We start from the raw sequence: 21558 nt of genomic DNA, 5'->3' as shown, positions 1-21558 counted from the left end.
GATTATTGTTGATATATTATTTATAATGAGGAGTAAGCATATTTTTGGGATCAAGAATTTCGTCTAATTTCTCCTGCGAGAGCAAACCATGCTCAAGAACCAGATTATAAACACTCTTACCCGTTGCTAGAGCTTCTTTTGCAATTTTTGTGGATTGTTTATATCCAATATAGGGGTTGAGTGCAGTTACAATTCCAATGCTGTGCTTTACCATATTCAGGCAAACTTCTTTATTAGCGGTAATTCCCACTACACATTTCTCACGAAGCGTATCCAGTGCATTACACAGAAATTGAATATTTTCCATAATGGCATGAGAAAGAACCGGCTCCATAACATTCAGTTGCAGCTGTCCTGCCTCAGCTGCAAAAGTTACGGTCAAATCATTTCCTATAATTTTAAAGCAAACCTGATTAACCACTTCAGGAATTACAGGATTTACTTTTCCGGGCATAATTGAAGAACCAGGCTGCATCGGCGGAAGGTTGATTTCAGATAAACCAGCTCTGGGACCTGAAGCAAGCAATCTCAAATCGTTGCATATTTTTGATAATTTAACTGCCAAACGCTTCATTGCAGAAGAATAAATCACATAAGAACCTGTATCCGGAGTGGCTTCTACCAAATCAGGAGCAGAAACAATAGGATATCCTGTAATTGCTGCAAGATTTGCTGCACAAAGCTGTGCATAGCCGATTGGGGCGTTAATTCCTGTTCCGATTGCAGTTGCCCCCATATTGACTTCAACAAAAAGATTAGCATTGTTATTCAATTTTGAAATATCTTCTTCCAGAGTGGCTGCAAATGCCTCGAACTCCTGCCCCATCGTCATCGGAACTGCGTCCTGAAGCTGAGTTCTTCCCATCTTTATAACATTGCGGAACTCCATTCCTTTTTCCCGGAATGCTTCCACAATATTCTGCAGTTTTTTCACTAGATTTTCGTTCATCTGCAACAATCCCAGTTTGATTGCTGTAGGATAAGCATCATTGGTTGATTGCGAAAGATTGATATGATCGTTTGGTGAGCAGAATTCATATTCACCTTTATTTTTACCTAGTTTTTCCAAAACGCGGTTTGCAATTACTTCATTCGCATTCATATTGATTGAAGTTCCTGCTCCGCCCTGAATCATGTCTATCGGAAATTCGCTGTGAAATAAACCACCAATCAATTCATCGCAGGTTTCAGCAATTTTAAAATAAAGATTTTCTTCTAAAAGACCTAATTCATAGTTGGTTTTTGCTGCGGCTTTTTTTACGAAAGCCAAACCTCTGATAAACTCAGGATAAGAAGAGAGCAGCTGTCCCGAAATTTTAAAATTATCTATAGCTCTTTGAGTCTGAACCCCGAAATAAGCATCTAACGGAACATTTAATTCTCCTAAAAGATCACTTTCTTTTCTGAAATTTCCCATGTAAATAAAATTGAATTGTAAATTAAGATGGAGACTAAAAATTTAACAATAACACAGCTATAACTTTTAGCCTCTTTCTTAAACTTATTTTGAATATTTTTGATTTAATGCCTGAAGAATAGCCCAGGTTTCGGCATCCATTATTCCGTCATAATTTTGAGGACGGAAATGGTACTGAAATGCCTCAATCGTTTTTTTGGTTGCATCATCCCATCTTCCGTTCGGAAAAATATCATATCCGAATTTCTGAAGCGCAGTCTGCGCCAGAAAAATGAAAGCAGTATCATTGTATCTTGAAGGAAGGTCTGCTTCAGAAGAAACCATCAATGTCTGTTTTGCTGCGTCATCATACCACATTCCGATCTGATATTCATCATAAAGTTTTTTCCATGGGAAAAGAGGACCGGGATCCTGTTTTCTTGTAGGAGCAATATCAGAATGAGCCAACACATTGGTCGGAGCAATATTATATCTTACAACAATGTCCTTAGCTAAAGCAGCCACTTTTTTGATTTGCTCATCACTAAAAGGCTGAAATATTTTTTTACCCGTTGCATCAGCTTTATAGCCCGGATTTACAATTTCGATCCCTATAGAAGTATCATTCAGATTCTTATCTGATCTCCATGCGCTCACTCCTGCGTGATAAGAACGTTTATTCTCATCGACAAGCTGATAAATTTCATTATTTCCCAGATTATTTACAAGATAATGTGCACTCACATTCTGCTTGGTGAGTACTTCTATGGATTTATCATCCGGTAAAACAGTATAATGAAGAATCAAATATTTTTGTCTGAAATTTTGAGCAACAGCAGGAAAATACGTTTTTACAACATTGTAACCTGCGGGTTTGGCAGATACTATTGATCCATAGCTTGCGGTATTATCATTCTTGGTAATATCTGCAATATTGGTGGTATAAAATTCTACTCCGTGATTTTTTGTAATCTGAGGTTTTTGCTTTTGTTCACTCACCGTATTATTTACCGGTTTAGCTTGTGCTACTGCGGTTTTCGGGCGGTAAGTCGTTTTTTTGGTATTTTTTTGAGGAGTACATGAAAACACAAAAACACTTAAGCCGATGATATATAATGTTTTACGCATTTGTCTAAATTTTCAATTGTTTATTAGCGTAAAAATACGCAATTTTTTCTTGTAATTTATTTGGTAAATAAAGAAATCTATTCTATATTTGCACTCGCAATAACAGAACAAAGATCTTTAAGATATAAATAAAAAAGGAGGGTTGCCGGAGTGGTTAACGGAGCAGTTTGCTAAACTGTCGACGCGAAAGTGTCGCAAGGGTTCGAATCCCTTACCCTCCGCATTTTATTTACTCGGGGCGTAGCGTAGTCCGGTCATCGCGCCTGGTTTGGGACCAGGAGGTCGCAGGTTCGAATCCTGCCGCCCCGACAGTTTTCGATATCAAAATTACAAATGGGTGCGTAGCTCAGCTGGATAGAGCATCTGCCTTCTAAGCAGACGGTCAAAGGTTCGAATCCTTTCGCGCTCACTTGATTATCAAAGAGTTATAGCTTCAAAAGTTGTAACTCTTTTTTACTTGCAAATGATTTGCAAGTTTCCTTCACTAATAATGGCTACAAACAGTTTATTTTGGTTTCTTGGAAATTACCTTATCTATTCTCATACATTCATCAAAAGTCTACACAAATTTCTATTTCTTATCTGAAATATTTACAGTTCTGAAATCATAAACTGAATTATTGATTCAAAACCCGATCCTTTAAGACAAAAAAAGTATAAATTAGTTTTTCACAGATCAAAGGGAGTTTTAAATCAATAAGAATAGAGAAACTGGAACTGAGATAGAAGACACGAAGTTTTTGATTATTCAGCTTTTATTTGGTAGTTAATCGTATGGCTAATGTCTTGAAAACAAAAAAGAAATCATATACAGATTTATTAGACAAAATCACCAATTATATGAACCGTCTCATAAATGAGGCGGTTTTTTTGTAGTTGATTTTTAGTTTTTTTCCGGCTTCAATACTCACTTTCTAAATTTCTTTCATCATTATGAGAATTTTTTTCTTTCATTGCTTGATTAAATTTCACTTTCATTTATCATTATCCAGCCCCTAAAAACTATAATTATATCCCACAGTACAGGTCATTTCATTTAGATTTGGGTTCTCAATTGCCTGATCTGTATTTCTGAACATTTGGATAAAGTTCAGATTAAAATTATGCTTTTTCCAAGGCATATAATTTGCACCCAATCTAAAATTCATTACGTTGATATTAGCAGTTGAACTTCCCGAATGGTTATAGGATGCTCCAAAATTAGTTTTTAGCTTTTCATCTTTCAAGAAAGATTTGGTTACATTTATACCAGGCCCCCAAATGGTTGAAATTTGTGAAGCGGCGTATGTATGGGTAAAATTAAAAGAAGTCGCAATATTCATTTTCTTTTCAGGAAAACCTAAATTGTAATTCACATTGGCATTATGAAATCTCGACAATCCGCCTCTTCTTACGATACCGTTTTCTCTATTAACCATATCATTCAATGAGTAATTAAAATTAATATTCTGAACTTTTTCTTTCGTGTTGGAAAGGATATAATTTACATTGATATTCGTATTCTGTGAAATCTGTTTGTAATCAATTGAGTCTTTTGGCTGTTGGATGATTAATGGATTATCATTGATGGTGTTGAACTGATTCAGTTGTCTGCTGGTAAACATGGTAAAATTAGAATAACTTGCGGTAATCATCAATTTATCAGAGGCTTTCAGATTGGCATTAATCGCACCTACCCAACGGCTGGTCTGCTTGTTTTTTTTATTATCCAGATTATCTCTTTGTCTTCCGATATTGGCAGAAAGAGACAGCTTATCTTTCAGCATTGTAAAAGAAGAATTAAGCGTAATGTTTTCTAAATCATTATTAAAATAGTATGCTCCCAAAGTTCTGTATCCGGCATCTATCATTTCATATTTTACGCCTACCATTCCTTTTTTAAGTTTAAGATTAACTCCTGCATTATAAGCAGAATAGCTTTCCACAGAAGAATTGGGTGAAAGAAATTTAGAGGCAATTCCTTTTTTTATCGCACCATTTGGTGTCGCTCTTAGATCATTTACGACGGAAGTATTGGCATATTCTCCAAATGCCTCAAGATTTTTATCGAGTTTAAAACTTCCGGTCATTGAAAGCACCAAATTTTCTTGTGGTAAAACACCTTTTGCATCAGGTGCTGTCCTCAGAGAACCCACATCATCTTTTGCATAGAATCCAATTAATCCCAATTTATATTTATCTTTTTCCCATTTCAGATGAGCACCATATCCCATTCTTTTGTACGCAGGAATGGTGTTGGGATTACCGTCATCTTCCACCGCCTTGTTGAGCCGTCCTGTCATCAATGCAACTTTCAAAGGAATCTTAGGTGTCAATTCCAAACCAGCTCCGGTAAATAAAAGTCCATTAAATGTGTAGGGAGAAAAAGTCATATTCACATCTCCAATATAAGCTTTTACCCACTTGTATTTTGGGGCAATACTAATACGATTAAACTTAAATGGCACCTGATAACCCAATTGGCTTCCCTGATTGGTAAAGCTGTATGATATGGGCATTGACCATTTGTACAAGCCGAGGTTCAGATTTCCGTTCAGGAAATACGTAAACGGTTCTCTTCCGCTGTATACATTTGAATTATAAAAAACAGAATTAGCCGAAATCCCTCCACTGATCTTAAAAGGATTTTTCTTCAGTTCTTCTTTTGTTTTTTTTCCTAAATTTTCTAAATCTACTTCCTGGGCTTTATAAAAAGTAGAAACTGAAATTAACAATAATAATGCAATCCTTTCCGTATAAATCTTCTTCATAAAAAACATTATGGTTGTTTTTGAACTTTAATATCAACTAATATGTATGAACTTACTCCTGCCTGTACAAAATCTTTAATTTTTATTGCTCCTTTTCTGCCGTCCTCTGTTTTAAACAAAACCACTCTTGGAACTACTGTACTATTAAAAGGTGTTTTTCCTGCATTAGTTTCATTTATAGTAATGGAATTAAAGTCACTTCCTTGATTAATCGCACCAAATCCTGCGCTTGAAAGTTGTGTTCCTACCAATTCTTGTGAATTGACGATTTTACTATGGTTAGCATTCGGAATTGAAGCAAACGCTGTATTCTGAACTTCGTCCGGAGATACAAACTGATTGTAACTAAACGAAGAATTTAATCCGAAAAAACCAAAATCTATTTTAGAGCCGTTTGCCGCAGTAACCTCTCCTTGTTTAATAACTGTGCCAAAATAGGACGAAAAGAAACACCCTACCGTAGAATGAGCAGTACTAATTCCTAATTTTATGTTGCTGAATGAAAGCAAATTGGTATTTGGCTGTATGGTCACTTGCTTTTGCAATATTTTCGTTTCTTTATCATTCGTCGCTTTCAAAATAATCGTGTATGTTCCGGCACTGCTAAAATTAATATCAGGATTAGTCGCTGTAGATAAAGAGGGTGTTGCTCCTGCTATTTCCCATTCATAAGTATATGCATTAGTTGACAAATTATTCAGATGAAGCAACAGAGGTGCTTCATAGTCATTGTCAATAGGATCTACACTCCAGTTGAAATCTACCGTCATTGCGGGTTTTACATTGACCGTTTTTTGGATAGAATAGGTTTCTAATCCATTAGAAATTGTCAGCTTAATAGTATGATCTCCGGCTGAAGTAAATACTACACTTGGATTTTGAGCATTAGAAGTTGCTGGATTTCCGCCATCAAACTCCCATAAATATTGCGTAGCTCCTAATGATTTGTCTACCATCTGCAAAGTTACCGGAGAAATATCACTTCCCTGCATCTGCCATTCAAAATCTACTTTCATAGCAGCATCAGCCTTTACTTCAATGATCTTTTCGTCTTCATTGCCATCTTTGTTAGAAACCTTCAGCTTTATTTTATACACTCCTGCAGCAGCATAAGTAATAGGTTGTGGATTTTTTTCTGTGGAACTTGTAACCGTTGCTCCTTCGAATGACCACTCATAGGTATCCGCTCCCGTAGATTTGTTGGTGATTTCTACTTTCACAGGTACTGAGTAATCATTGTTAACCACTTTTATGGTGAAATCTGCCTTTACCGGAATTCCTTCTTCAACTGCACATGAATTGAATGTGATAGCGAGAATCACAAAAAGAATAACAGAATATATTGTCTTTAAATTTTTATAAAAATTCATGGTTTGCATTTTATCTTTAATCATCAATTATTTTTATTGTACAAGCATTCTTTTTACCAATACTTCATTACCTGTTTCCAATATAACCAGATAAGTCCCCGCAGGAAGGGATGTGTTGAATGGTACAACGAAATACGCAGCTTTCGGTTGGGTAACCGCAGGATAGGCTTCATGAGAAACCATATCCACAATTCGGATTTTGATAGGATTTTGTACTCCCAGACCTACTAAAACTTTAAATACCCCATTATTCGGATTTGGCAAAAGTGTGAATTCTGTTATATTAGATGCTTTTGTTGGGTTAAGTGTAACTCCTGAAGTGTTTTCTTCAACAATCACTTTTTTGTAAAACGTTTTCACACATTCGCCCTGAATGCCTTTCAGTCCTATCTCATAAGAACCCGGAACTGAGAATTTAAGTTCTAAAAGGTTATTTGTTTTCTGAACAACCTGAATATTATTACTTGGAGGAATTATCCATTCTACCGCTTGCGGTTGTGTTGGCGATGTATTAACCAGTACCACACTGGCTTCTGAATAAGCGTGAGTAGCCAACATAAATTGAGGGTTCAACACTTCAGATGAATTCTTAATCTTCACACTATCTGTAGCCGTACAGCCTTTAGAATCTGTAATGATTACAGTATATGTTCCTGCCGCAGATAAAGTAATGGTTGCCGAATTACCAATCACATTTCCGTTCTGGTCTTTCCACTGGTAAGTAGCAAGAGGATCGTTAATTGCAACGTTATAGGTTTGTGCATCTCCTAAACATAAGGTAACATCTGCACCTAAATCTACGGTAAGCTGCACAGGATCAATTAAATCATATTGTTTAGTTGAAATACATCCATTCGCATCGGTAACTGTCATCGTATAAGTTCCTGCTGGAATTCCGATATTGTCTGCTGTGGCAGCTCCGTTAGACCAACTAATGGTATAAGGTGCTTTGCCTCCTGTAATATTGGTTTTAATTTCTCCGTTACTTGCTCCAAAGCAGATAGGATTTTGAACCAAAACATCTGTAATAATAATTTGGTCAGGCTGAATAACCTGTACATTACCTTTCACTTTGCAGTTTTTGGAATCGGTCACCAACACAAAGTAATTTCCTCCTGGCAATCCTGTAACCGTTGGCGTGGTGTGCATTGTGTTCCATTCATAAGATAAACTTCCTGTTCCGCCTGTTGCATTCACCGAAACCATGCCTGTATTCTGATTGTAGCACGAAATGGTATTGGCAGACATCGTAATGGCTAATTGTGGAGGAAAGGCAAAAGTATAGGAAGCATCTGCTGTATTATTATTGACATCGTGTACCAGAACCTTGTAGGTTCCGACAGATTGGTTGCTTAAAACGGACTGTGTGGCTCCAGGAATATCTTGGAAAGTTCCTCCATTGAGTACCTGCCATTGATAGGAATACGCTCCTACACCTCCTGTAACAACCGCTTTCAATTTGCCATCTTCAGCTTCATCAGGAATTCCATTATTGTCTATATCTAACTTATAAGGGTAATCATTCGCCAAGTTACAAGAGATTTGCTTTTCGATTTCAATAACAGCTACTAAAGGTTCCGGTTGCTCGACAATAAATTCCTGCGAAATAATGCCACAATTGCCTAATTGGGAAGTAGCATTGACGTAATTTTTATCTTTTACGGTTAGGTAATAATTTCCGGCAGGAAGATTTGCGAGTTTTATGGTGTATGGATTATTTACCGCATCGGTTGTAATTCCTGTAGAGATAATAGTTCCGGTCGGGCTGTCTTTTCTCCATTCAAAATTATAGCTTCCATCGGTATTTGGTGTTCCACCTGTTACTCTTACCGAAATATAGCCATTGCTTAGTCCAAATCCTGTAGGCTGAACGATTTCAATATCCGCCGAAGGAAGAGCAATTGCTTGTGAAGGTTGAGTAATGGTAACTGTAATTTCTTTTTCAATACTAGAATTAGCAGGGTCTTTTGCAACACATTGGTTAGAATCTCTTACTTTTATTTTATAGATTCCTGCACTCAAATTCTGAATTGCAGTATTATTTCCATTACTAAAATTCGTCCAATCTAAGAATGGTTGTCCGTCTTTGATAACTTTATACTGGTATTGATTTTGTCCACCACCTGCGGTAAGATTTATAATACCGTCATTCCCCTGAAAACAATACACATTGGTTTGTGAAGTCATAGAAAAAGTAACCGGTGTAGGTTTTGTAATCTCAAAATTGATGGTATGGGTAGGACTGTCGGTATACGTTGCATTACCATTATATGTACCGAGTATATCCAATTTATACGTTCCCGGAGGAAGGTTTTGCAAGGTGTAAGAAGTGCTGGTCTGTAAATTACTGGTAATATCCTGATTAAGAACAGCTGCTCCTGTTACGGTATTGACCAAAGAGATTTTTAACGTTTCGCCCAGAATTAATACTCTATCAAAATTCAGCGTTGCCGTACCATCTGTGGTATCAAAACATTTTGTTGGTGTTACAGAACTGGTAAGAATATGCGGAGCAGACTGAATGAGTGTTAACACTACAGGAGAAGAAACGGACTGATATACCCCATTAGATAAACAAGATGCCACTCGGAAATAAATGTTTTGTCCCACATACTGCGAATAATTTGCTCCGAGAAGATCTTTTGCTGAAACACTTAATTTATTTAAGGTAGATAGAGAGGCATTAATATCCACCCAAGTCACATTATCTAAACTGTATTGATAATGATAAAGATTAGCCGCAAAACCTTGTTTGGCGTAGAGATTTACTTTATCATCACTAGGTAAAAAAGTATTTGGGCTTCCCGCATCCGTTAAAGATACCAAAGTGTGAATGGGCGTTGCTTTCATCTTAAAAGAGATCCAAGACATTCTCGGACTGTGAGTGTCTACATTGTAATTGCCCTCATTACAGATATTAATCGCATCATATTGGTCATACCAAGCATCTGTACCAGTTCTAAAATTCACAAAACCTTCTGTACGAACTGTAACAGGTACCTTTGAAGACGTTCTTGGAGGGCTCATCGCCCAGTTGTTTTCATTATCCCCATCATTGGCTATAGGTCTGAAATACAAATCTTCCGTTGAATTATCATTATATATAGCCGTAATCGTTACATGGGAACTCGTACTATTCTTTACTCCTGCATTAACACTATAGTTAAGCCCATACAATTCAATCTTATATTCTGCCTGTCCTCCTTGTCCCCAAAGGAAAGCAGTATTTAGAATCAATAATAAAAATAATATCTTTTTCATATTGGTGTTTTTAATATTCTACAGTAATTTTTTCAGTTTTTGCAACCTGATTATTTTTTAGCATCGGTTTTAGAAGATAAGTATAAGCATTCCCTGTTTGTACCGATTTGTCTTCCAAGAAATTCTGAGAACCTGTTAATGTTCCCCAATGCGTTGGCTTTTCATTTCCTTTTTGGCGGTAGACCAAAATTTCTCCAACATTTTTATCTTCTATCTTCCAAATCAATTCTATCTGTTTTTTATTTCTGTTGGCAGAACCTGATAAATTGGTTAAAACAGATTGTGCTTCAAAGCTGTTGCTCCTTAGCGTAATTTCGGGTGATTTGTCAGATTTCAATTTGTTTTTGTCAATCGCTAATAGATAATAAGCATATCGTTTATTGGCTTCTACATTTTTATCGGTAAAAGTGAAATTGGGCTGAATATCTTTCGTTTCATAGATCATTTTCCAGCTTTTATCTGTTCCGTCTTTATCCTGACGGTACAATTGGTGCAATGCAACATCCTCACTATAACTTCTTAGCCAATGCAGGGTTATTCTTCCGTCTTCTTCCAGCTTGTATTCTGTAAAAACAGGAGTTTGTGGTTTTACTTTGTCGGGTTTTTCCAATTCCAAAATGATAGATGGCTTAGACTGATTTTTTCTAATATCTGTCGCTGTTACATAGTAATAGACTTTTGAGTTCAGGTTTTCTAAAACTATATTGTCCTTATAGGCATTTTTCGTAATGGCTTGTGGAGTAATTCGTACCATCTCATCTCCTTTTTGGATACCCCTGAAAATATGATAGCCTTCCAAATCCTTTTCTTTATTGGCTTTCCATTCCAGATGTACAACTCCTAAAGAATCTATTTTTCCTTTAAATTCTAACGGTGTTTCGGGAGGTGTCATATCATTTGGTTGGGCGAGAACCGAAAAAGATTCTCTTTTGTCTTTATTCTTTCCTATTGCCTGAATTTTATAATAATTAGAAGGAGCCAAACTTTTAGTCACCAATCCCCTACTGTTCACCGGAATTTTATTTTTAACAACTTTATAAGTATTTTCCAAATCTGTCTCTGAATGAAGCAACTCAAAAGAGGCAATATCTTTTTCAGCTTCCTGTGGAAATTCCCAATTGATGGTAATATTTTCATCTTCGGCAATCTTAAAATTTGAAATTCTCGGGGTTGTCTCAAGACTCTTCTTTCCTTCACCGGATACATTATCGGAGTAAGGTCCGTAATCTCCAAAAATGGTTTTTCCCCTAATTCTATAACTGAATTTTGAATTATTTTGAGCCAACGAGTCTACAAATGTCATTCCTTGTGCCTGTCTTCCATCGGCATCATTCATATTCATCACCGGAAGGTCGCCCAAAGATTTAAAAGGACTTCCATTCTCAGATTTTTCCACATAATACGAAGTATAGGTATCTCTTAATTGTAAATATTCCCAGGAAAGCGTGACGGTTTTATCTTTAAAAATTCCGATAAAATCAATCGGTTTTGGCAAATCAGTGTTGTTGGAAACCTCAGCGACAGCATCCCCCTTCATTACCAAAGCCGAAACTCCGGAATTATTGTTTTGATTGATGCTTACTGAATAAAGATATCGTTCATTAGATTTTACATTGACGTCGGTATAAGCCCATCCTGCCAACTTTGCCACTTCAAAATCTAAATCGGCAGCCATCAATGCATAGGCAAAACGCTGCTCCACTTCCTGAGATTTGTTGACTACTCCTTCGAGTTTTCCCTGCTTTTCTCCTATTTCTACTTCAAAAGTGTCTCCGAAAAGAGATTGTGCCACAATGGCGGCATTGTTGTTCTTCTCGACAACTTTTTTCCATTCTGCTTCTGAAGCGGGCTTGAAAATTCCCAGATCCTTTTCTTCGGGCTTCTGAAGGAGTTTTCCATTCCTTGAAAGGGTATATCTTTTTAGTAAAAAACCTGTTTTGTTGGCTTTCTGCCACGCCAATGGTTCATCTACCGCCCATCGCAGTGAGATATGGTCTTTCTTACTGTCCACTTTCATACGGATATGCGGAACAATAGTTTTTTCTTGCTTTTCCTGTGAAAAAGCAAAAACTGAAATCATCAGAAAGCAAAAACTCAGTAGGTATTGTTTATTCATAAGACTTAAGGATATAATCTTCCTGTAAGAAAATTTAACTTCTGCACAGGAAGATGAATAATTAATAGGATTTATTTTTTACAACTTGAAGTATAGTCTGCAAGCACTTGGATTAATCCTTCTTTGGTTTTGGTATCGTATTTAGAAAAATCCAAAGACGGACAACTTAAATATTCATCAAAAGCTTTTTTGATTTTCTCGGGCTTTCTTTTTCCGAAACCACCTTTTTCACCCAAATAAACCGCTTTAGGCTGATTGGCTAATTTTATAAAGTAATCTTCCGGAGTATTTATATCTCTAAGAACATAGTTTCCTTCTTTTTCTGTCATAATTTCAGTAAAAGCCCTTCCACCAAGCATATTGGTGCCCAATACACTAATAAAACATCTGTCTCCTGCGCAAAACTGCACTTGGTCTTTTGCTTTGTAAGTTTCTTTTTTACCATCAACTATTATTGATACCGAAGGTGTAAAACCACTAATGCTCGAAACATTTTTTTCTCTTCCTAATTTTGCGTCTATGGACTCAAATTCGGCTGTGATGCTTCCTTCTTTTTTGTTTCCGTCTTTGTCGATTACGTATCCCTGTACATCATAAATATTTTTGGAATCCGTTTTAGCTCGGCTTTCAGCATCATTATTCTGCTGGTTTACGGCATCTGCATTTTCCTGATGGGCAATCTCGGTCATCGCTTTCATATCTCCCAAAGTATAGCCATTTGCATATAGCTTTTTGACCACCCTTGGAGCAAGCTCGTCATATTCTAGTCTTTCGGAAGTGTAATTTGCTAATTTAATCTGGAAAGATTTTCCATCAAAGGTTTTCAGAACAAGACCACTTTTCACATTTGCCTGATCCCAGCTAGAGAAATTGATTTGTGCAATGGGAATTTTGTTGATATCTAATACAGTATAGGTAAGAAATTGCTGTACCATATCTTTTCCTGTTACTTTGCGAACAATGTAGCCTATCTTCTCGTTGTTGGCACTAATGATTTCTACATTACTAATCAAGATGTTGTTCTCGGCTGCCAAAGCATCTTCTGAACGGTTGATCTCTTTGTATTCTTCTATCCTGTCATCTTCGGCTTTGGAAATACTTCTGTCTTCGGACTGGAAAAAGCTGTTGATTTTGTTTTCATCAATTCCGGAAGCAGGTAATAGAGGATTCTCGCTTTTGGTCAAATTTTGTGTAATGGGTTTTTCAAATCCAAATGAAAAGCTCGTTTTGTCAATTAATTCCACTTCTTTTACAACGCCATTGCTGCCGGTAAGCTGCATCCAATATTTGGAAACTGTATTTTTTAATGGGGTTTCATTGGTAATGGTTGCTGTAAATAATGCTTTGCCCGACAGATCGCTGATCGTGTAATTGTTTTTCTCTTTGTCGATTTTAGCGACTACTTTTCCGTCAATCTGGATTTCGCCTTTCTTGACTTTTACTTCCTGTGCATAAACAAATGTGCTTACAACTACCAATGCTACTGGTAAAAATTTTAATTTCATCTTTTTGTATTTTAATATCTTTTAAGTGATGCAATCTCATCACGTTTTTCTTTAATGTTTAAATCCTTAGACTTTGTGCTTACTAAACTATATAATTAACCCAATGAATCTAAGATATCCCCTAATCAATTATAAAATCATAAGAATATTCTTCACACATAATATCTAATTCATAACTATCTGTAGCGATTTTATAATATTTAGAATTTTCATTTGTTTCAACGCTATAAAAACGAGGATCTGGACATATCTGATTTTTTTTCCAAATTATGCCTTTCTCTAAATTTGACATTTCTAAAATTAAGTCCCAATCTGAAGTATCATACTTCTTATAATCAAAAAAAGGGGTCATCATAACCAGCATATAAAATATTTTTTGTCAAAATCATATTATGAATTTTTTTAAACTTTATTTGAATATTTTTAAAATCAATCTCCAAATAATCAGTTACATTAACCAAAACATTTACATTTGCATTAACATATAAATCTAATACGCCTTCATCATTTTCAAGGGTATGAAAATTAAATTCATTTCCATTGATTTGCCACGAAACTTTTTCCGGTTTTAAAAGCAATTTTTTCATACTTTAAATTGATATATTTATCATTTATCAAAAAATTGTTATCTTTTCTTTAAATAAAAAATTGGTTCTACATCAAATTTAAATCCTTCTATTGGAGTTCTTTCTTCCCATATTATTGGAATTTCATCAATATCAACCTCAATTCTAGGGTCTGAATAAGGATGATAACCAAGTGCTATTTTAGTTTCATCAAATGAAGAATAAAGTAAAATTTTTTCTCCATTCCAATTTTCAATTGCAAATTTTAAATCCTTATAAAAACAATAGATAGACATGCGATATGCATTAATATTTTTATCATCATTAATTTGTAATTTATGAGACAAACCATCATTTTTGAAGTTATAATTATTTATTAATACTTTATCTTTTGTTGTAAAATACCAATTGTTATCTTTTCTAATGATTTTTAAAAGAAAGCCATCTAAAAAGCCATAATATCCTGATTTGTTTTTTAAGTTCATAATTATTATTTGATTTTATAAAAACGTTCGACACCATTTTCATCCTTAAAAATTGCGACAAGTTTTTCTACACCGTTATTATCTATTTGCCAGATTTCAGCACCCTCCTGTGGTTTGACAAAATTACCTTGACCAAAATGCCATTCGGGAACACCTAATCTCCCATTTTTCCCAGATGTAAATCCTGTAGCTGTAAATGGATAATCCCAAGAATCATAAGTTCCTCCACTAGGAATTATAGCACTTTCAGAACCTTAATTTCCCAAATGCCCTCTAATACTATTATCCATCTTGACGGCTGTTTTTCACCATAAGTAAATAATAATAAATAATTATCTTTAATTAAATAATTTAAGCTCAAATGATTTTCAGCCCTGTAATAATCTGAAGTATTTTTTACTTTTTCATAGTCGTCTTTAGATAGATAATTCTTAATATAATCGGGGATATTATTCTTAAATTCACCAAATTCCACAATTGTATTAAAATCTTCGTCACTCAACATTGTTTTAATGTTTTTGAATTTATTGCGTTCTAATTCGGAAACATTAAAAATAATTTCATCTTTTCCTATAGTTACTTTATAGTTTTCTGCAATGTTCTCTGCAATACCATCATAAAGAACATTAGATTTATTACTAATCAATTTATAAACTTTCATTATTATTTAATATTAATCCATTTTCCATTTTCAAACTTCAATTTTTCTATTACCTCGATATGATCTAAAATATCATTAAATTTCATACTAGATTTAATTTGGTCTGCATTTCCCATTAGTTTAAACCAAGGTATTGCTTCCCCATATTCAAAAATTAAATCATCAGTGTTTTTTATCTTAAATTTTATATAACTATAATCTCCATATTTCAGACTTTCAGCTAATGGGTCAAAATAATTTTCCATTAATGCTATTGAGGAAATTGTATAATTTTATTTATCAAAAATTATCTCAATACTATTTAATTTTTTTTCAAATTCATTTCTATAATTATTTAATGCGCTTCCATTTACCTGACTAAATCTATTTACTTCGGTTGCTTTAGTACCATCATCTTCCCAGCCACACAGTCTACAAATATCATATTCGCCAGTACTATCTAGTGTAAGGTATCCACAACAACTACATCTATAGAGCTTTTCATTTTTACCAACTATTTCTATATCATAATTGGCGAAAAACGCTTCCATATCTTTTTTTAGATAAGAATTAGAAACACCTTTTAAAACTATTTCCTTAAAATATTTAATAAGAAATTTTGAAACTGCTTTATCATAAATTGTATTATACTTTATATTTTCTCCTTCATTTTCACCGCTTCTGAAAATATAATCAGCATTCAATATCAGTTTTAAATCCTCTTCATTAGAATTTATAATTTTATAAATTGCTAACTGAGTTTTTGCGTATTCTCTGCTTATTTTTTTCATTATATATGAATAATAACTCTTCTGAATTTCCAAACAATATTATTTTTCATGTTACTCCCGCCCTATTTTTAGTTTAATCAAATATGAAATTACTTTCGACAAAAACATCTGGAGAGTATATTAAACCTTTAGTATTACAATCAATAATTCTACAATTTTTTAAAATATTACTTGAAATATCAAAATAAATAAAACTACATTTTATAAAATTTGTACTTATAAATGAGCTTGATAACACATCTGTTTTATAATAATTCGTTTCATAAAAGATTGTATTTTCAAAGCTAACTTCGTGCAATCCAAAATCTATAGATTCAAATTCACAATTATTAAATATGCATTGTTTGAAAACAGATTTTTTAAAATATACTGTTTCAAATTTTATATTTTTAAAAACACAATTTTCGAAAATATTATTTCTCAATCCTGTATATTCAAATTTTATGTTCTCAAATATATAATCTGATATATGTAAATTATCAATATCTGATTTTACCTCATTTTGATAAGATTTAATCTTAGCATTCAAACTATCAATACTTATTTTTTCCATATAATAAAAATTTATTATTTTTTTCTACGGTATTTCAGTACAGACTAAATAGCAGTCATTGGTGATTACGTTATCTAATGCTTCTATATAAAATGAGAAATCTGTATTCTCTCCATTATTTAAAGTTCTACGATTAATATTCAAATTAAAAGCAATTTTTGTTTTGTTTATAAAAATGAAATTTCCTCCATATATACCCTTATATAAAAAATTAATCGCTATTATTTCATCTTTAGAGTACTCACTTTTTATTTTATTAATGACGTTTTGGAAATTTTTTAATAAATCAGTTTTCCATTCAAATTCTTCTCCAATCGTATATCTAATTTTTCCATAATCGTTATAATCCCATTCAGAAGAAATTAACTTATCTACAAAATCAACAAAATCAATATTGCTATTGTAAGATATTTCAATTGATGCTGTTCTACTCATAATTATTATTCTAATGTCTCATAATATTTTATTCCTTTTTTCAAAAGCCAAGCTTTTACATTTTCCGGAATTACCGTATTGGAAAATAATTCATACTTCGCTCCACTATCAGTTGCTATCTGTAAACGATGCCCCATATCAGATTTAAACTTCGCAAAACCAGCTTCAGTGGAAACTATATTTTCCCAATATCTACCAGATTTAGCTTCAACCCAAATTTTGTTATTATCATAAAAAGCATCAAAATCTCTACCCATTTTAGAAAACCCAGGACCACCATTTGGTAAATGAGTAGCTAAGAAATCTTCATAATCTTTGCCGACTAGCCCTTTTGCCCCTTTTAATTTTTTTATTATTTCTTCTAATGAATCATTAATCTCTTTTTTTATAAACTTCTCACCCGTATCCTCAACTCCATCTTTCAGTCCGTCTGCTCCTTTTTTGAAGAATCCTGCTCCCATTGCCATCGATACGATAGTAACACCATCTTTACCCATTTCATGGTAAGTAATGTGTCCAGGGCTATTGGCATAAGCGTCCCATTTGGTTTTAATAGCTCCTGTAGCGGCAGTTTTAATACTTTCTAAATTAATATTTTTTACTGCTTTCCAAAGCCCATCTCTTACTTCCTGCTTTGTAGAAACATCATATCCCAATTTTATCAACTGTGGATAATCACTTATTTCTCCTATTACACCATCTCCAACACCTGCAAAAGTAGGCGGTATGTGAATGTTTGTATTAGCATCATTATATCCTTCATCTTTGTTCCAATAATTCTTTGGCAATGCCGCGTTTTCCCAAACGTTTTCTCCAAGCTCTCCAATGGTTTTTAGCCAGCCTCGTCCGTTCATTTTTCTTACCCAAAACTCACCACCATCTTCTGTTTGTTGTTTTTCTTCGGCAGATTCATTTCCATCCAAACCACCAAGCTCATTAAGTTTTTCTTCAGCAAGTTGCTTCATCTGCTGTTCGATAGCTGTTTTCTGTTCAGCAACTTTACTATTTTTTGGAGTACTGGTTAACTCTACCTCTACTTCATACTTTCCTGTTTTTTCATTTTTGTAGACACTTATCTTGTAGTCTTTTCCATCTTTTGTACCGCCAATAGTATCAATCAGTGATTTTTCATTTCCTTTTATCTTACTTTTCCCTTTTGTTTTTGCAGGCACACCAGAGTCTACACATGTACTTGCAGAAAAGTCAATAGATTCAACAATATCTGTTGTATTGAAAGAACTAAAATAATTAGTATATACAAATTTATTTTCTGTAGTAGCTATGAAATCAAAACTTTTTACCTTGATAAAGTTTACAAAATGTGGTTCAGAAACTTTAGCCGTATAGTTTAAGAATACAACATCTTTTTTTCCATTAGACTGATTTCCTATTGCATATTTCTGACTTTGATATTGATTATTTAGAACCAGATAATATCCTTCAAAAATATGACCTCCACTACTAAAAGAATACTTTGGTGCATAATATTTTCCATTTTCTGTAAACCCATATAATGCCCCATTTGGAAAATCTCCTTGTCCATTATTTTTTACATCTATATTGATACAATATTGATGAATTTTTGCGCCTTTTGAAAGTTGTAATATTTTCCCATCAGGATTCATAAAATTAGATAATTCATCTAATATAAATGTTGCTCCTTCAACACTTTCCCCACTACTTTGCCCTTGGAATGCATACAATTTAAATGCAGGATCATTTATCTGTTTCCAATCCAGATGAGAAAGTTCTTCTCCAGTGCTGTAATCCATCAATAGAGGAGTTGCACTTTGGGTAGTTCCGTAGGCTTTCCACGGGTGTTCCAGTTTAAACACACCGTGACCAAGTTCGTGAGCTCCTGTTTTGTCCTGTGCGTTGTTGTACAAATATCCAAACTGTCCGTTCAGACGCATATATCCTTTTTGTCCGGTAGAAGATTTCTTATCTGTTACAAATAATACATACCTTGCATCTGTACCTTTGTAGAGTGCATTGATCTGCTGCTGTTGCGGACTGTAGGTACTCATCAATTCTGCATCCTCGCTATTGATGGTGTCTCCGTTCACAACACCGCTGATGTCTAAAACAGGATCTTTGGTTACATTGAAAGTAACCCCTATTTTTTTGTAAATCTGGTTCAGCTTATCACCTTGCGATTGTAATTTAGATTGCGAACCCGCATCCAATGGTACTAAACTTACATCTACCGTTTTTGGGCTTAAGTGTACCAATCTGAAACTGCTGATTACCTTCTGTTTTGAAGTGCTGTCTTTCGGCATCAGTACCGCAATTACTTCTTCTTCAGCATAATCAAATGAACCAATCAATTTCAGTTGATAGTTTCTTTCTGTATCGGTTTTATTAATTTCTGTAGCTTCAATTGCTTTACCGATGCTTAATGTTTTGAAGATGATGGTCGCATCTTTCAAGGTAGGGTCGGTAATGCTTACTTTGGCATCAAAGAGTTCAGTTTTTTTATTGACTGTTGCTTTGTAAGGAACATACGCAGTATTATTCTCCGAATCTTTTACTGACGGATATTTGTTGGTCGGTAGTTTGGTTTTTTCTGCGGTATCATAGGCAAATTGTCCGTTGGTATTTTCTTTCCATTCTATTTTGATACCTTTTGCGGTATACTGGTTTATGGTAGCATTGCTTCCGCTTCCTGTTACGCCGTCGGTATTGGTAGAGGTAGATGCTCCGCCTTGGGCAACGGTTCCGCCTTTGGTTACGGTTCCATTTTCATCTACTGTCCAAATAACTCCGTTAGAATTAGTAAAAGTATAATCTTTACCACCCGGATATTCGGTTGTACTTCCGGTTCCACCGTTGCCATCACTGCCTGTAATGGTAATTTTTCCCGGAGGTGGTGTAGCTGAATAAGTGATATTGCCAATTGGGAAATTCACAAAAACATCTTTTACACCTTGGTCACCAAAAGTTTCTCCAAGTCCGGCAGAAGCATAATTTACCGCTGTTTCATTAGGATCATAGGTTGTTTCAATAATACCTTCAACCAGTTTTTTATCCGTATTGAGTTTAATATTATTGAAACTTACTTTTACCTTGGTATCAGCTAAATAAGGAATTTGTATAAAACCTGTACCGCTATAAATACCATTGCTACCCTGTGCAGAAAGTACCGTAACAGGGAAATCTCCTGCAGTAAATACTTCGTTAACGCCCAACATCGTCTGTAAAGGATTCTTGTTGGCAATATCAATTGCAGGCATTATTCCACACTGATAATTGTTATCTACATCATTGGCATTGGTTGTAAAATATTGTATTGCGCTGTAAGAATACGCATTGCCAGAATCTTGTATGTTTCCACACACAGAACCTACCCGGTATTCGTATTCCGTAAGGTCTTCCAAACCTGTAAGAGTTGCCGGAGACTGGTAACTTTGTTGGGTCATCCATTCCGTATTGCTGTTCTTTTTACGGTATTGTACATTATACAGACCTGCAGGTTGCCCACCAAGACTCCAGCTGATTTCAACTCTTCCTCTGCCCACATTTTTTGCCATTAAAAGTGTCGGAATGGTACAGTTTTCTACATAATCAAAATAGAATATTTCAGAAAGTCCATTGTTTTTATAAACTCCATTGTCTTCTGTAGGATTTGCTCCTAAAACAGGATTTCCGCTTTTTGCCTGAACTTGCCACGCATATCTTTTCCCTGGAATAAGCTGGGTTTTATCTAATCCATAATATAATGTAGGAGCATAGGTTTCCTCAGTCCAAAGTGCCGGAGAGGATAAAAATCCAGAAATAGGACTTTGACCTGTATCCCATAATTCTTTTAAAGTGAAAATATATTTGGTGTTGGGAGCAATCTGTCTCGGCATCCATTGGAAAACAACTCCGTTTCCTCCCGCATAAGGAGAAACTGCCTGAATTTTCTCAGCATTTTGCGGAAGATTCAGCATCGGAGGATCATACTGTGTTAAGAATACTGTTGCACAGGTTTTGGCAGAAAGGTTATTCTTGGTGTAAAAATCATAAGCTTGAAAACAAAACTGATATACACCGTCCGATAAAGGTTGTGAATATTGTAAAGCATTGATACCTCCTAAATTCTGTAATTCAAACAATGCCCTTAAATCTACATTGGTAAGCGTGATGTTACTTCCCGGATAGAGCATGAAAGGATTCATCCCCACTACAAAATCATTACTTCTTGCAAAAGGAACAGCATTCAATCCGGCTTCAAGAGAAAATTTAATACCTGTTTGGTGTTGCGGTTCCATCAAATCGGTCATCACAACCTGTAGTTGTAATTTATTATCCGTAGATGTGGCGTAATCTCCCAACTTCATACTGTATGGAGGAATTACCACCGGAACTAACTTTACAGGATATTGCTGAGATTTTATAGAGATAGACTGTAAACCAAATAACATAAGTGTTACAAATGCCCAAGCTTTAAGCCCGAATTTTTTAAACTTCAGCCTGTTATTTGGATTAAATTTCCTTTTATTGATATATGAATGGCTCATCACTCTGTTTTGTATTGTTGTGTTTTTGTCCGCGTAAAAATTTTCTTATTTAAGTTTGAA

The 21558-nt window shown here is 34.7% G+C and carries 16 protein-coding genes and 3 tRNA genes; 3 read left to right on the top strand and 16 right to left on the bottom strand.

Annotated elements, in window-relative coordinates:
• Positions 1 to 16: 16 nt before the first annotated feature.
• Entirely contained in the window at positions 17 to 1417 is a 1401-nt protein-coding gene (aspA, locus tag FOL89_RS00315) for an aspartate ammonia-lyase (protein WP_144280858.1), read from the bottom strand.
• Positions 1418 to 1501: 84 nt separating this feature from the next.
• Positions 1502 to 2524, bottom strand: a complete 1023-nt coding sequence (locus FOL89_RS00310; protein ID WP_144280857.1) for an N-acetylmuramoyl-L-alanine amidase — start codon at positions 2522 to 2524, stop codon at positions 1502 to 1504.
• Between the two features lie 136 nt (positions 2525 to 2660).
• Between FOL89_RS00310 and FOL89_RS00305 the strand changes: the two genes are divergently transcribed.
• The 3 genes from FOL89_RS00305 (at position 2661) to FOL89_RS00295 (ending at position 2933) form a co-directional block, all read left to right on the top strand.
• Positions 2661 to 2745: transfer RNA gene (locus tag FOL89_RS00305), tRNA-Ser, on the top strand.
• Between the two features lie 13 nt (positions 2746 to 2758).
• Positions 2759 to 2833, top strand: a tRNA-Pro gene (locus FOL89_RS00300).
• Positions 2834 to 2859: 26 nt separating this feature from the next.
• Positions 2860 to 2933 (top strand) — tRNA-Arg (locus FOL89_RS00295).
• A 586-nt stretch (positions 2934 to 3519) separates the two neighbouring features.
• Here the strand turns inward: FOL89_RS00295 and FOL89_RS00290 are convergent.
• From FOL89_RS00290 to FOL89_RS00225, 14 genes are all read right to left on the bottom strand, one after another.
• On the bottom strand, positions 3520 to 5274 hold the full coding sequence (locus FOL89_RS00290; RefSeq protein WP_144280856.1) for a TonB-dependent receptor: 1755 nt from the start codon (positions 5272 to 5274) through the stop codon (positions 3520 to 3522).
• A gap of 8 nt (positions 5275 to 5282) precedes the next feature.
• The gene (locus FOL89_RS00285) at positions 5283 to 6644 is read right to left on the bottom strand and encodes a PKD domain-containing protein (RefSeq protein WP_144280855.1); all 1362 of its coding nucleotides are present in this window, start codon (positions 6642 to 6644) and stop codon (positions 5283 to 5285) included.
• 33 nt (positions 6645 to 6677) lie between these two features.
• The gene (locus tag FOL89_RS00280; RefSeq protein ID WP_144280854.1) at positions 6678 to 9905 is read right to left on the bottom strand and encodes a hypothetical protein; all 3228 of its coding nucleotides are present in this window, start codon (positions 9903 to 9905) and stop codon (positions 6678 to 6680) included.
• 10 nt (positions 9906 to 9915) lie between these two features.
• A complete protein-coding gene (locus FOL89_RS00275; RefSeq protein ID WP_144280853.1) occupies positions 9916 to 12021 on the bottom strand; it encodes a fibronectin type III domain-containing protein in 2106 nt (701 codons plus the stop codon).
• A 71-nt stretch (positions 12022 to 12092) separates the two neighbouring features.
• Positions 12093 to 13526 carry a hypothetical protein gene (locus FOL89_RS00270; protein WP_144280852.1) on the bottom strand — a complete coding sequence of 478 codons (1434 nt, stop codon included), beginning with the start codon at positions 13524 to 13526 and terminating at the stop codon, positions 12093 to 12095.
• 121 nt (positions 13527 to 13647) lie between these two features.
• Complete coding sequence (locus tag FOL89_RS17470; RefSeq protein ID WP_185146877.1) at positions 13648 to 13881, bottom strand: hypothetical protein; 234 nt, start codon at positions 13879 to 13881, stop codon at positions 13648 to 13650.
• Positions 13862 to 14113, bottom strand: coding sequence for a hypothetical protein (locus tag FOL89_RS00265; RefSeq protein ID WP_144280851.1), 252 nt, complete (start codon positions 14111 to 14113; stop codon positions 13862 to 13864). The genes FOL89_RS17470 and FOL89_RS00265 overlap by 20 nt, the downstream gene beginning before the upstream one ends.
• Before the next feature lie 38 nt (positions 14114 to 14151).
• A complete protein-coding gene (locus FOL89_RS00260) occupies positions 14152 to 14577 on the bottom strand; it encodes a guanylate kinase (protein WP_144280850.1) in 426 nt (141 codons plus the stop codon).
• A 235-nt stretch (positions 14578 to 14812) separates the two neighbouring features.
• Positions 14813 to 15238, bottom strand: a complete 426-nt coding sequence (locus FOL89_RS00250) for a hypothetical protein (RefSeq protein WP_144280849.1) — start codon at positions 15236 to 15238, stop codon at positions 14813 to 14815.
• Between the two features lie 2 nt (positions 15239 to 15240).
• The gene (locus tag FOL89_RS00245) at positions 15241 to 15483 is read right to left on the bottom strand and encodes a hypothetical protein (protein WP_144280848.1); all 243 of its coding nucleotides are present in this window, start codon (positions 15481 to 15483) and stop codon (positions 15241 to 15243) included.
• 27 nt (positions 15484 to 15510) lie between these two features.
• Positions 15511 to 16008 carry a CPCC family cysteine-rich protein gene (locus FOL89_RS00240; RefSeq protein WP_185146876.1) on the bottom strand — a complete coding sequence of 166 codons (498 nt, stop codon included), beginning with the start codon at positions 16006 to 16008 and terminating at the stop codon, positions 15511 to 15513.
• A gap of 73 nt (positions 16009 to 16081) precedes the next feature.
• Positions 16082 to 16561: a pentapeptide repeat-containing protein gene (locus tag FOL89_RS00235; protein ID WP_144280846.1), complete on the bottom strand. Its 480-nt coding sequence runs from the start codon at positions 16559 to 16561 to the stop codon at positions 16082 to 16084.
• A 24-nt stretch (positions 16562 to 16585) separates the two neighbouring features.
• Positions 16586 to 16996, bottom strand: a complete 411-nt coding sequence (locus tag FOL89_RS00230; RefSeq protein ID WP_144280845.1) for a hypothetical protein — start codon at positions 16994 to 16996, stop codon at positions 16586 to 16588.
• A 5-nt stretch (positions 16997 to 17001) separates the two neighbouring features.
• A complete protein-coding gene (locus FOL89_RS00225; protein WP_144280844.1) occupies positions 17002 to 21498 on the bottom strand; it encodes a fibronectin type III domain-containing protein in 4497 nt (1498 codons plus the stop codon).
• Positions 21499 to 21558 lie beyond the last annotated feature (60 nt).

This window comes from Chryseobacterium echinoideorum, from assembly GCF_007474535.1.
In the GTDB taxonomy this organism is placed as follows: Bacteria; Bacteroidota; Bacteroidia; order Flavobacteriales; family Weeksellaceae; genus Chryseobacterium; species Chryseobacterium echinoideorum.
Note: the sequence above shows the minus strand (reverse complement) of the source record. Positions and strands in the feature narration are given on the sequence as shown.